This is a genomic window from Acidovorax sp. CF316, assembly GCF_000276605.1.
Lineage (GTDB): Bacteria > Pseudomonadota > Gammaproteobacteria > Burkholderiales > Burkholderiaceae_C > Acidovorax.
On sequence record NZ_AKJX01000052.1, the window covers coordinates 1 to 11,843 of the forward strand.

The 11,843-nt window shown below is 70.2% G+C and carries 13 protein-coding genes; 7 read left to right on the forward strand and 6 right to left on the reverse strand.

Going from position 1 to position 11,843, the window contains the following annotated elements; translation table 11 throughout:
* Window positions 1–1,335, reverse strand: a 1,335-nt coding sequence (locus PMI14_RS05760; RefSeq protein WP_007851066.1) for a S8 family serine peptidase, incomplete at its 3' end; no start/stop codon positions are given.
* A 172-nt stretch (window positions 1,336–1,507) separates the two neighbouring features.
* On the opposite strand from PMI14_RS05760, the gene PMI14_RS05765 reads away from it, so the two are divergent.
* Window positions 1,508–1,972, forward strand: coding sequence for a PaaI family thioesterase (locus PMI14_RS05765; protein WP_007851073.1), 465 nt, complete (start codon window positions 1,508–1,510; stop codon window positions 1,970–1,972).
* 64 nt (window positions 1,973–2,036) lie between these two features.
* Entirely contained in the window at window positions 2,037–2,489 is a 453-nt protein-coding gene (locus tag PMI14_RS05770; RefSeq protein WP_007851074.1) for a hotdog domain-containing protein, read from the forward strand.
* A gap of 19 nt (window positions 2,490–2,508) precedes the next feature.
* Here the strand turns inward: PMI14_RS05770 and PMI14_RS05775 are convergent, their stop codons facing one another.
* The 3 genes from PMI14_RS05775 to PMI14_RS05785 form a co-directional block, all read right to left on the reverse strand.
* Entirely contained in the window at window positions 2,509–3,036 is a 528-nt protein-coding gene (locus PMI14_RS05775; protein ID WP_007851075.1) for a MarR family winged helix-turn-helix transcriptional regulator, read from the reverse strand.
* Window positions 3,037–3,598: 562 nt separating this feature from the next.
* On the reverse strand, window positions 3,599–4,033 hold the full coding sequence (locus PMI14_RS33380; RefSeq protein WP_007851077.1) for a hypothetical protein: 435 nt from the start codon (window positions 4,031–4,033) through the stop codon (window positions 3,599–3,601).
* Window positions 4,030–5,883 carry a prolyl oligopeptidase family serine peptidase gene (locus PMI14_RS05785; protein WP_007851078.1) on the reverse strand — a complete coding sequence of 618 codons (1,854 nt, stop codon included), beginning with the start codon at window positions 5,881–5,883 and terminating at the stop codon, window positions 4,030–4,032. Before PMI14_RS05785 ends, PMI14_RS33380 begins: the two co-directional genes overlap by 4 nt.
* A gap of 351 nt (window positions 5,884–6,234) precedes the next feature.
* Here PMI14_RS05785 and PMI14_RS05790 point away from each other — a divergent pair, with 351 nt between their 5' ends.
* From PMI14_RS05790 to PMI14_RS05810, 5 genes are read left to right on the forward strand one after another with little or no spacing between them, the layout of a single operon-like run.
* Window positions 6,235–6,954 carry a glutathione S-transferase family protein gene (locus PMI14_RS05790; RefSeq protein ID WP_007851079.1) on the forward strand — a complete coding sequence of 240 codons (720 nt, stop codon included), beginning with the start codon at window positions 6,235–6,237 and terminating at the stop codon, window positions 6,952–6,954.
* 11 nt (window positions 6,955–6,965) lie between these two features.
* Window positions 6,966–8,246, forward strand: a complete 1,281-nt coding sequence (locus tag PMI14_RS05795) for a hypothetical protein (RefSeq protein ID WP_007851080.1) — start codon at window positions 6,966–6,968, stop codon at window positions 8,244–8,246.
* A 2-nt stretch (window positions 8,247–8,248) separates the two neighbouring features.
* Window positions 8,249–9,283 carry a hypothetical protein gene (locus PMI14_RS05800; RefSeq protein WP_007851081.1) on the forward strand — a complete coding sequence of 345 codons (1,035 nt, stop codon included), beginning with the start codon at window positions 8,249–8,251 and terminating at the stop codon, window positions 9,281–9,283.
* On the forward strand, window positions 9,280–9,594 hold the full coding sequence (locus PMI14_RS34590) for a hypothetical protein (RefSeq protein WP_007851083.1): 315 nt from the start codon (window positions 9,280–9,282) through the stop codon (window positions 9,592–9,594). The genes PMI14_RS05800 and PMI14_RS34590 overlap by 4 nt, the downstream gene beginning before the upstream one ends.
* A complete protein-coding gene (locus PMI14_RS05810; RefSeq protein ID WP_007851085.1) occupies window positions 9,594–10,751 on the forward strand; it encodes a serine hydrolase in 1,158 nt (385 codons plus the stop codon). Before PMI14_RS34590 ends, PMI14_RS05810 begins: the two co-directional genes overlap by 1 nt.
* A gap of 6 nt (window positions 10,752–10,757) precedes the next feature.
* On the opposite strand, the gene PMI14_RS05815 is transcribed toward PMI14_RS05810, so the two are convergent.
* Together PMI14_RS05815 and PMI14_RS05820 are read right to left on the reverse strand one after the other, a co-directional pair.
* Window positions 10,758–11,084 carry a hypothetical protein gene (locus tag PMI14_RS05815; protein ID WP_007851087.1) on the reverse strand — a complete coding sequence of 109 codons (327 nt, stop codon included), beginning with the start codon at window positions 11,082–11,084 and terminating at the stop codon, window positions 10,758–10,760.
* 51 nt (window positions 11,085–11,135) lie between these two features.
* Window positions 11,136–11,759, reverse strand: a complete 624-nt coding sequence (locus tag PMI14_RS05820) for a hypothetical protein (RefSeq protein WP_052024335.1) — start codon at window positions 11,757–11,759, stop codon at window positions 11,136–11,138.
* Between the last annotated feature and the right edge of the window lie 84 nt (window positions 11,760–11,843).

The window sequence follows — 11,843 nt, forward strand, 5'->3', positions numbered from 1 at the left end:
GCCGCCGCCGTTGGTGGCCCAGCCGGTGTTGGCGGGATCGGTCTTGCGCGCGGTGCGGGCCAGGATGGCGCGCACATCGCGCCAGGTGAGCGCGGGGTTGGTCTCCAGCAGCAGCGCGGCCACACCGGCCGCCTGCGGCGTGGCGGCCGAGGTGCCGTTCATGCAGCGCGTGTAGTTGGGGCTTCCGGTGATGTCCTCGGGCTTGTTGCCGTCGTTGTAGCCGGTCGCGCCCGACACGTCGGTGGTGGTGGTCGTCTGGGTGGAGCAGAACTCGCCGCCGTAGGCCGTGACCAGCACGTTGGAGCCCGGCTCGGAGTAGGAGGAGCGCTTGCCCTGGTCGTTGAGAGCGCCGATGGCCAGCACGCCCTGGAAGTTGGCCTGGCCATCGTAGTCCGAGCGGTCCTCGGGCGCGCCGTTGCCGGCCGCCCAGGTGTAGATGGCGCCCTTGCCGCCGCGCCCACTGGTGATGCCGGTGCGGATGGCGTCGCGCCACAGCTCGTCGGCCGGGGCCAGCAGGCCATTGCTGTCGGCGGCGCCGTAGCTGTTGGTGTAGATGTGGTTGCTGGCCAGGTCCTTGGTCACCGCGTCGGCGCCAAAGGCGCCCGTGGTGGCGGCCAGCAGGTTGTAGCCCACCAGGCGGGCGTTGAAGGCCACGCCCGTCACGCCCAGGTTGTTGTTGCCGATGGCCGCCGCCAGGCCACCGCAGCTGGTGCCGTGCGAGCTGGTGGAGGACGAGGGGTCGCCATAGGCATTGGTGCGGTAGTCCCAGCTTTTGCCGGCCACCACGCGCAGGTCTTCGTGGAAGATGTCCAGGCCGTCGTCGATCACCGCGATCTGGATGCCCGTGCCCGTGGCCAGCTGCCAGGCCTTGCCGATGTTCAGGTCCTCACCCGCCAGCGCGGCCGGGCCGCCCGCGCCGCTCTGGCCGGTGTTCTTGAGGTGCCACTGGCGGCTGAACAGCGGGTCGTTGGGCACCAGCGCCGCCAGCGGCGCACCGCCGCCCACGCTGACCAGCCCGCCCAACGTGATCACCACGTCGTAGAACGACTGGCTGCCCACTGTGAGGGTGGCAATGGTGAGCTGCCCGTTGGACGGGTTGAAGCTGTCATAACTGCGGTTGGGCCCCGTGGCACTGAAGCCCAGCACGCCGCCCAGGGTGACGACGACGTTGTCGTACTTGTTGTCCCCCACCACCAGGCTGCCGATGCGCACCTCGGTGGGGCGGTCGGGGGACCAGGTGGTGGCGGCACCGGCCAGCCCGCAGGCAGCCAGCAAGGCAGTGGCGAGCGCCAGGCGCGCAGGCCTGCGGAGGGAGGTAGATCGTGGACGACGCATGGAAGACACCCCTGTTGGTTTGATTTGACGGCGGCAGGATCCTTGTTTCAGGTGCCGCCCGGCGATTATCAAAACCGCTTTGGCTTTGCGCCAGAGAAATATGGCTGGACGGTCGGTCGTCCACCCCGCGGCACGGCTTGCCTGCGCGCGCCTTCAAGTCAATAATGTTGACATGAAAAATCCTGAAGACAACCTTCCCCCAGGCAACACCTCGTCGGGCCCCACCGGCCTGCAGATCCTGCAGGCCATGCAGGCCGGACGCATCCCGCCCTCGGGCATTGCCACCACCATGCCCATGCGGCTCAGCACCGTGGAGCGCGGCCTGGTGGTCATGGAGGTGAGCCCCGATGCCCGCCACCTGAACCCCGCGGGCGCCGTGCACGGTGGCTTTGCCGCCACCTGCCTGGACGGCGCGGCCGCGCTGGCCCTGCTCTCGGCCCTGGGCCCGGGCGCGCAGTATTCGACCGTGGACCTGAACGTGAAGTACGTGCGCCCGCTGACCGAGGGCGTGGCCTACACCGCCACCGGCCGCCTGGTCGAGCAGACGCGCAGCCTGGGCATCTGCAGCGCCGAGATCCGCGGGGCGGACGGCAAGCTGCATGCGATGGCGTCGGCGACGCTGATGGTCAAGGCATAAAAGCGCCTGGCCCCGGCCCGGCTGCTAGCATGGCAGCAGACACGCCCTTGCCCACCCGCCGCCCATGCAAAGCCCCACCGTTCCGTTTCGCCTGCCCGCCGATCGCCTGGCGGAACAACTGGCGCAGTTCAACGCACGGGCGGAGGTGCAGTGGTTCGGGTTCGCGGGCGCCTTGCGGGCCCCAGGGTCGGCGCTCATCACCTTCACCGGGGCAGGTGCCGGCCTGCAGGGTGGAGGCGGCACGGCGGCCATCAATGGCGGCGTCATCGCGGCGGGTTTCGATGCCGCCTTCGTGCTGGCGGGGCTGGGGCAGTACGACACGCCAGTCGTCGTCACGCTGGAGCTGTCCGTCAAGTTCCTGTCGCTGGCACTGGCCACGGAGCCGCTGGCGTTCCACGCGCACGTGGTCCGCTCGGCCCGGAACTTCTCGTTCGCCGAGGGCTTTCTCGCCCCGGCAGCGGCGGCTGAAGGCCCGCCCATGGCGATGGCAACGGCCATGGTGGCCCCGGGGCGCTGAGCCGCACCCGGCCTGGCCGTCAGGCCTTGCGCGCCAGCGCCGTCATCACTTCGCGCCAGGCATCCTGCCCTTCGGGGGAGACACTGCGCATGGCCTCTTCCATCGCCTCGCGCTCGTGGCGCGACGCGGTCGCCTCCACCTCGCGGCCGCGCTCGGTGAGCGACAGGCGCTTGGTGCGGTGCTGCACGGGGTCGCGCTGCGCGAGCAGGTAGCCCTCGTCCTGCAAAAACCGGAGCGGCCGGTGCAGCGCCTGCTTGCTCACGCCCAGCAACTCGATGAGCTGCCCGACCGAGATGCCCTCGGCCCGCGCCACCGCATACAGCAGCCGGTGGTGCACGCGCGACAGCCCCTGCTGCGCCAGGAACGCATCGGCCTTGACCACCAGCCCGCGGAAGGCGAAGTGCATGAGCAGCAGCGCTCCATCCAGCGGCTGCAGCGGGCGCATGCCGGCGCTGGCGGCGCGCGGCAGGTCGAAGGCGGGGTGGTCGTCGGCCTCTGTTGCTGCTGTTGCGGGGGCGGAGCTGGCAGGATGGATTTGGCGGCGCATGCGCGCAGTCTACCGATGGCCCGCATTGGCGAAAACGGCTTCAGGGGTCGATGACATTTGCGCTGAGCCCCTGCACCTTTCGCACGATGAAGAACGCCGCGTAGGCTGCCATGCAAACCCCGCACGATACCATGAAGCGCAGCACGAACACGGCCTGAAAGCCGCCCCAGCCTTGAAGTCCACCCTGGGGTCAATTTCGCTCGCAAACCAATGCACCAGGGCCTGCGCCAGTGGAAACATGACCAATGCCCCGACCATCCACAAAAGAGGGTTCCATCGGCGCAACGCGAACCAGATGAACGCAAAGCCCAACCACTCCAGCGCGAAGCCCAAGGCTGGCAAACCCGCAGGTTTGGGCATCGGCGATGCATACCAGTAGGCAGAGGTTGCGGCGCTGGCAGCGCACAGGGCCACCAGCAGCAAGCAGCGTGCAGCAAGTGCCAATGGCATAGGAATCACCTTCATCGCGTTGCAGATCCAGCCAGCCTACCGGCCCGGCCTTGCCCTGCATGCCATGCACTGCAGCAGAGGCTTGCGCTGCTACCGGCAGGCGCACCACGCGCTACCTGTCGGGTACCTGCTCGTAAGCCACGGCCACCCCCGACACCGAATCCTTCTGCGTGAAGACACGGGCGCCCGCATGGTGCGTGATGACCAGCGCGCTGCCCGACACCCAGCGCACCTGCACCACCGGCCCACCCGCAGCGCTGGCAGGCACGGCACCCCGGTTGCTGTCGGCCGAGAAGACGCTGCCGGATGCATTGGGCAGCGCGTCCTGTGCGCCGATGACCGAGACCTGGGTGGAAAAGCCCGTGGCCGCGCCGCAGTCGCGCTGGAAGACCACCGCCTTGAGGCGCTGGTCGGGCGAGACGGCCTCGGCAACCACGGTGTTACCGCACAGGTCCGTAAACAGGAGGGACAGTGCATAGACACCCGCCGCGATGAGCAAAAGCAAGGCCAGGGCGGCGATGGCCAGTTGTTGGGGCAGGCGTTTCATTCCATGGCGGTATGGTTGGGGGGGCAATATAGCCCCTGCCCTGAGGCGCCCCTTGCGCCATGCGCGTCGAGCCAGGCAAACATCCGCGTCCACAGGTCCTCGAGGTGGACGGGCTTGGCCAGCACATGCCCCTCGCCCCAGTAGCGCACGAACTGCACTTCCTTGCGCAACTGCACAAGGGCGGAGAACATCTCCTCCCCCTGGGGGATGGGCACAAAGTCCTGGTCACCCTGCACGATCAGGAGCGGCGCGGTGATGCGCTCGGCCTGCATCACGGGGCTGTTGCGCACGTAGCGGTCCAGGTCCTTCCACGGCGGGCCGTCCAGACGAAAGATGCGCTCGCACATCTCTGCCAGCGCGAAGCTGCCTTGTTCGATGCCATCGTCGTAGCGCATGCGCGGATCGGCCGCGCCATGAAAACTGACCAGGTTGGAGATGCCCGCCGCCGCGATTCCCGAGCGGAAGAGGCCCGTGGTGGCCAGCAGGGCCATGGCGGCCCAGCCGCCATGGCTGTGGCCGTAGACGTGCAGCCGGGCCGGGTCCACCAGGCCCGTTGCCACGCAGGCCGCCATCGCCTCTTGCGTGGCCTGGGCCACCACGGCGGCCAGGTCCAGTGGGCCGGGTGTTGCGGGCAGGGGCAGCGGTACGTCGATCACGGCGTAGCCCCGGGCCGCGAGCAGTTGCATGTTGAACTGGCTGGTATCGTGCAGGCCGAAGCACGGGCGCGGCCGGGGGTGCGCCACCGCGCCCGGGTACACCCAGGCCACCGCCGGCCAGGGAGCGCTGCCGCCCGCACAGGCCGGCGGCAGCAGCACGCGGGCCTTGCGCGGCTGGCCGTCGCTGCCGGTGAAGTCGACGTCGCGCACCTCGCCCGCCTGCACCTCTGCCAGATGGGTGTTGGTGCGAAACAGCTCCCGCAGGGTGCCAGCGCCCTGCCCGGCCAGCACCAGCCGGCTGCCCAGGCCGTCTTGCACCAGGAACAGCGCCTGGCCCGATGCGGCGTGCAGGGCCACCAGCTCGCCGGCACCGCCAGCGGGTACCTCACCGGCCCAGACCCATTGCAGGCGCTCCAGCGCATCGGACCGGCCCGACGCCAGGCGCTCGCGCAAGGCGATGAATGCCGGGGTGTCCTCATGCCCGGCCAAGGGCACGCATTGCCCCCGGCGCACGTCGTAGATCACCAGTTCGCGCGGCAGGTGCGCCAAGTCGGCCGACGCGGGTACACACGCTGCCGCCTGCTCCCCGGCGCCCGAGGCCAGCACGCTGATGGCCGTGTGGCCCGGCACATCGAGCGTTTGCCAAAAGGCAGCGGCCTTGCGTGCGCCCCGCGAGTCGAGCCCCGCCATCCAGGGGCTGCCACCATCGGGCACACAGGCACACGCCAGCAGGCCGTCGCCTATCCAGTCGAAAGGGCGCAGGGCCATGAGCTGCAGGTTGCCCAGGTCGGGAATGGTGGGCTGCTGCGCGCCGCCCGCGATGGCTTCACCGGCAGGCACCCAGCCCATGCGGATGGAGGCACCGTCTGCGGTCGCCATGCCAAAGGCCAGGTACTGGCCGCAGGGCGACCAGGCGGGTGCAAAGCAGTCGTACGGTACATCCAGCCGCCTGACCTGCTGCGTGGCAAGGTCTACCGTGTGCAGCTCGCCCCGGGCAATGCCGGAGAAGAAGGAGTCGGCATGCCGCGTGGCCTGGGCCAGCGGGCGCTGCATGCAAAAGGCCAGCGTGGCGCCATCGGGTGCGAAGGCAAAGCCGCTGCCGTGCGATTCATGGAAGGTGTGCAGTCGCAGCACATCGGCAATGGCCAGGGGGCGGGGATCGGAATGGTGGGTAGGCAGGGAGGTGGCGCTCATCAACATCCTGTTGGCAAGAAGACAAGGAATGTGGCTGGGCGCTGGGCACGCGCGGGGCGTGCAACAGGGCGTTGGCTGCGGTGCGGGGAGGGGGAGTCTACGCAAGCGGCCGGTAACCGATTGCAACGCGATCGGCGGGGGCCCAGAGCGTGCCGGACCCGGCATGCGAACGGATGTGCGACGCGCGGCGCAGCCAATAGTGAACTATTGCGCGCACCGGGGCCCGCCCGATGGCAGGGCTGGCAGCGCGGTGTGTGGAATGGGCGATGACACGCCCTAGAATTTCAGCGCTGGCCACCACCACCGGCCCGCGCCCCCCTGTACCCATCGCCAGGAAGGAAGCACCGCCGCATGAGCCCGCACCCCGCCCACCACGAAACGCCCTCGACGCCTGCGCAGCAACCCGGGCCGGGCCTGCTCGCGCTCTACGGCCACCCCTTCTCGTCGTACACGCAGAAGGTGCTGATCGCGCTGTACGAAAACGCCACGCCCTTCGAGTTCCGCGAACTGGGGCCGGACACGCCGCAGCATGCGGCCGAATGGCTGACGCGCTGGCCGCTGCGGCAGTTTCCGCTGCTGGTGGATGGGGACCGCGATGTGGCCGAAACCAGCATCATCATCGAGTACCTGCAGATCAAGCACCCGGGCCCCGTGCGGCTGATCCCCAGCGACCCGGTGGAGGCGCTGGACGTGCGCTTCATGGACCGCTTCTTTGATCTGCACGTGATGAACGCCATGCAACTGGCGGTGAATGGCGCGCTCACCGGCGACCCGGTCAAGCGCAAAGACGGCATGGCCCTGGCCGTGGAAAAGCTCGAGCGCGCCTATGCCTGGCTCGAAGCCCGCCTGGCCGGCCGCACCTGGGCCACGGGCGAGCGCTTCACCCTGGCCGACTGCGCGGCCGCGCCCTCGCTGTTCTATGCGGACTGGACGCACCCGATCGGTGAGCCGTACCCGCTGCTGCGCGCCTACCGGGCGCGGCTGCTGGCAAGGCCCTCGTTCGCCCGCGCGGTGGACGAGGCACGCTACTTTCGGCAGCACTTTCCGCTGGGCGCGCCAGACCGGGACTGAGGAAGAACAGCATGGGCAAGACCACCACCGACCACACCCACCACCTGCCGGCCATCGACTGGCCCACCCTGCTGCGCCGGGCGCCGTTCTTCAGCGCCGCCATCATCGATGCGCTGTGCGAGGAGATGCCACGCGGCCTGGCGCCGCATGTGCGCGCGGTGTTCGACTTCGACCTCTTCGACGCCCAGGTGTCCAACGGCGGCGTGGACCAGTACTTCCGCAACGTGCTGCTGGAGAGAGGTGGCGACCCCGGCCGGGTGCCGGCCTCCATCGCCCACAACCCGGCGCTGGCGGGCGCCCTGCCCTTTGTCGACGAGGTGCACGCCATCTGGCGCACCATTGCGCCGGCCTACACCGCCGCGGCCGAGCGGGAAGACGATGATGAAGGTGACGACGGCGCCCCGGACTGCGATGCCATCCTGGCCCCGCATGCCGAGCGCATCGAGGCGCTGCAGCAGCGCTTCTTTGCCGCCCACCATGCGATCCGCCAGGCGCTGGAGGCCGACATCGTGCGCGCGCCGGGGCACTACTTCGCCATGGCGGCCGTGCCCGGGCTGCGCGGCCGGGGCATCGAGCATGTGGTGCAGGGTGGCGGTGCGCACCGGCTGCGCTTCGACGATGGCTTCCCCGTGGGGCCCAACACGCTGGAGAACGAGGACGGCAGCTGCGACGTGGTCTGGTTCTCGCGCGACCGCACGCTGGTGCAGGCAGAAACCTCGGGCTGGGCCGGCAACCGCGACCGCCGCTGGATCCACTACCCCAGCCAGGCCAGCGGCAGCTGGAGCTTCAACTTCAACGGCGAGGGTGAATCGGTGCGGCAGGACTCGCGCTCGCTCGGGCTCACGCAGCACGGCGTGCAGGAGTTTCTGCGGGCCGACGGGCGCGTGGCGAACTCGGCCGTGTACTGGCACGGGCAGGAGCTGCGCCAGGAGTTCTTCTACCCCGATGGCGGCCTGCAGCTGCTGACCGAACGCACGCCCGAGGGCAACGAGCGGCACCAGCGCCACTGGCCCGGCGGCCAGCCCCATACCGACAGCGTGCTGCAGGCCGATGGCCGCACGCGCTATACCCGCTGCCTGGATGCCGAGGGCCGCGACCTGGCCCCGGGCGGCAACGGCCGGCTGGTGGAGCTGCTGAGCCTGGACGATGGCATGCGCCAATGGCGCGAGGGCGCCCTGGTGGCCGGCTACCTGCACGGCCCCGTGGTGCGCATGGCAAGCCACCTGGACGGCACCGGCGCACGCGAGACGGAGCGCCGGAACTTCGACCACGGCCAGGCCCAGGACTGGTGACCATGGGCAGTAGCAGCAGCAGCACCGGCCGCGCGCCCGACAAGGCCCTCGCCCAACTGCAGCAGTGGCTGGCCCACCCGGGCAACCACGCCACGCTGCTCGAGCGCCCGGAGCGAGCGCTGGCCGAGTATGCCGCGCTGCCCGTGCGGCGCTTTTCCAACGCCCATACCGAAAAGGCCGCGGGCTATGTGCGCTCTCCCTCCACAACGTCCATGGACTCCATCGGCTACTGGCTGCAGGCCGAGGCCATCCACGCCTGGGCCGCCCACGGCGCGGACCCCGGCCCCGCCTGGAACCGCGCCGCAGCCTGGCGCCTGTGGGGCATGGCCGTGCAGTGCGCGCGGCTGGAGGGCGGCGAGATCACCAACCCGCACATCCTGAGCGACAAGGCCGCCGAGGTGCTGTACCTGCTGGCCGCCGTGGGCGACCGCCTGCGCTGCGAGCAATGGGGCCGGCGCATGCTGGCGCTGCGCGATGCGGGCCACCTGCCGGATGCGGGCTCCAAGTCCGGGCCGTTCGCGCTGTCGCTGCTCACGCACTGGCTCACGCCTGCCGCCGCCCGGCCCGTCGGCGCGTTCTGCATGCCGGGCATGGTGGACACCTCGGGCGCCTGCACGGCCTACCAGGGGCTGGTGGACCACCTGCGCACCGACAGCGCATCGCCTGCCCTGGCCACCGCCCTGCACGCCGCGGCCGATGCCCACCAGCGCGAGACCCGGGTCACGACCGACGAGGAGAGCTTCGACTTCGACGCCTTCCACGACATGGTGGTGGCCATGGAGCTGCTGGGCTGGGTGCGCATTCGCACCTGGCTGGGCCATGCACCGCCGCCCGACTGGCCAGCGCCGCCGCTGCATGCAGCCAGCGCCTTGCCGGCCGGCTGGTGGGGTGTGGAGCGGCCTATCGACGCCAGCGACCCGCTGCTCACGCGCGTGATGCACCGCGTGCAGCAGGTGCTGCCCGGCCGCGACATGCTGGCGCGCGAGTTCGCCCCCCTGCCCCCGCCTGCACCCCCATCCAGCCCCACCGCCCCATGAACGTCATCGACCACGAACCCGCCAGCTGGTTCCTCGTGCAGCACGGCGACCAGCTGCTGCTGGACGTGAACTGCCACCACAGCTTTGTCTCGTACAGCGTGCTGGTTGCGCTGAGCGAGGAAGAAACCAGCCTCTACCGCCAGCGTGGCCACGCCTACCTCAATGAACTGGCCCATGCGATTCACTACTCCGCCCCCGGCGTGGCAGGCAGCCGCTCGCCCTACAAGGAGCGCAATGTGGACCGGGAGTTTGGAGCCCAGGTGATGGCCGCCATCCAGGCGCACCGCGCTCAGCAGGCAGCGGGCGACTGATGGCGGGCCACTGGGCGCGTCGCAGGGCTGCCCCGCTGGTGGCCGGCCTGGTGGCGGGGCTGCTGCTTGTCAGCGGCTGCACGACGACGGCGCCCAGCGCGTCCAACGTGTCCAACGCGGCCACCACGCACCAGCCCACCGTTCCTGGCGCCACCTGGCAGGCCTGGCCTGCGCCCGGGGACGGCAGCGCCTGCCAGCACGACCTGCAGGCCGCACGGAACTACGTGCGCACGCTCGACACCACCGCCCTCATGGCCGTGAAGGATGGCCGCGTGCTGTTCAGCCAGGGCCCGGTGGAGCGGGTGAGCATTGTCTTTTCGGTGCGCAAGAGCCTTCTGGCCATGCTGTACGGCAAGTACGTGGCCAGCGGCGCGATCGACCTCGACCGCACGCTGGCCGAAGTGGGCATCGACGATGCAGTGGGCGGCCTGCTGCCCGGCGAACGCCAGGCACGGCTGCGCGACCTGCTGGCCGCGCGCTCGGGCGTGTACCACCCGGCGGTCAATGGCGGCGACGATGCGGCCGCGGCGCCCGCGCGCGGTTCGCAGGCGCCGGGCAGCTACTTCCTGTACAACAACTGGGACTTCAATGCCGCCGGCACCGCCTTCGAGCGGCTGACCGGGCGCGGCATCTACCAGGCCTTTGCCGAGGACCTGGCCGCGCCGCTGCAGCTCGAAGACTTCAACCCCCCGCGCCATGGGCGCAGCGGCGATGCCCGCCGGTCCGAGCACCTGGCCTACCCCTTCCACCTGTCCACGCGCGACATGGCGCGGCTGGGCCTGCTGGCGCTGAACCAGGGCGCCTGGCAGGGCCGGCAACTGCTGCCGCGCGGCTGGGTGGCGCGCATGGTGCAGCCCGTCACCCCTGCGGCCGAGATGCACCCCGCCCACGTGGCCCGGCGCGGCTTTGGCTATGGCTACCTGTGGTGGCTGCTGGAGAAGGAAGGCCCGCAATCACCCTTGCACGGTGCCTACATGGCCTGGGGCGTGCACGGCCAGTACATCCTGGTGCTGCCCGCGCGCTCCATGGTGATCGCGCACAAGCGCGAGGTACCCGTGGCCGACAACTGGAATGTCAGCTGGGTGGGGCCGCGCGAGTTTCTGCGCGCAGCGCGCATGCTGGCCACTGCACGGTGCGGCGCGGGCGCCCCTGGCTGAGCCGGCTCAGCGCCCGCGCCCCAGCACCAGCGCCAGAGGCAGTGCCAGCAGCTCGGCCACGAAGCCCACTGGCGCCCAATAGGTCTGCCAGCCCAGGATGCGGATGTCGCGCAGCCCCAGGGGACGCACCATTTCTGCAGGGGCATACACCAGGATCATCGCCGCCAGACCGATGCCGAACACCACCAGCAGGCTGGCGGCGCGCCAGGGGCGCAGGCCCATGCGGGCCCCGAAGCGGGCATGCACGGCATACAGCACCAGCAGGCCCAGCGCCAGCGCGGGCGCCAGCAGCCACAGGCCCAGGGCGATGAGTTCGGTGGGGTAGATGATCATGCGGCAGCCCGCACGCGGGCGTGCCGCTGGCGCACCAAGGGTGCGCGGCGGCTAGAACGCATCCTTGTACATCTCGGTCGCCAGCTCCAGCGCCAGGGCCTTGCCGCCCACGGCGCTGAGCACGTTGGCCATGTCCTCGGAGGTGTCGGCATAGAACCAGTCGATGGTGAAGCGCAGGGTGCGGCCCAGTTGCTGCTCGCCCGCCACCATGGGGGGCTGGCCCAGGGTGCGCAGCTGCATGTTCTCGCCCAGGCGCGACTGCTCGCGCACCCACCACGACAGGAATTCCGCGGCGCGCAGCCCCGATTCGTTGCGCTGGATGCGGAATTCCAGCGACAGCAGCACCTCGTTCTCCAGCGCGCCATTGGATCGGCGCAGCGCGGCAATCGGCAGGTCGGCATGCGGGCCATTGGGCAGCGACAGGTCGGCCAGCACCACCTCGGGCAGGTAGGTGTTGTCCAGCTGCGCCTGGGTCACGCCCGGTACGGCAGTGAGCGCGGCGATCAGGCGCACCACTTCGGCCGGGGCGTCCTGGTCCGGCTCGGCGGGCTGCGCAGATCCCTCGTCGAGCCCTGCGGGCTGTGTGGTTTCCGCATCGTCGTAGTCGTCGGCGGCCAGCTGCGCAGGTTGCGTGGCGGGTTCCACGGGCTCGTAGGGTATGGGGGGCTGGATCATCGAAAGGTCTTTGTCCGGGTAAAACAAACAACAAACAACGCGCAGGGTGTCCTGGGAGGGCGGGCGGGCCGGCTTTCGGCGGCC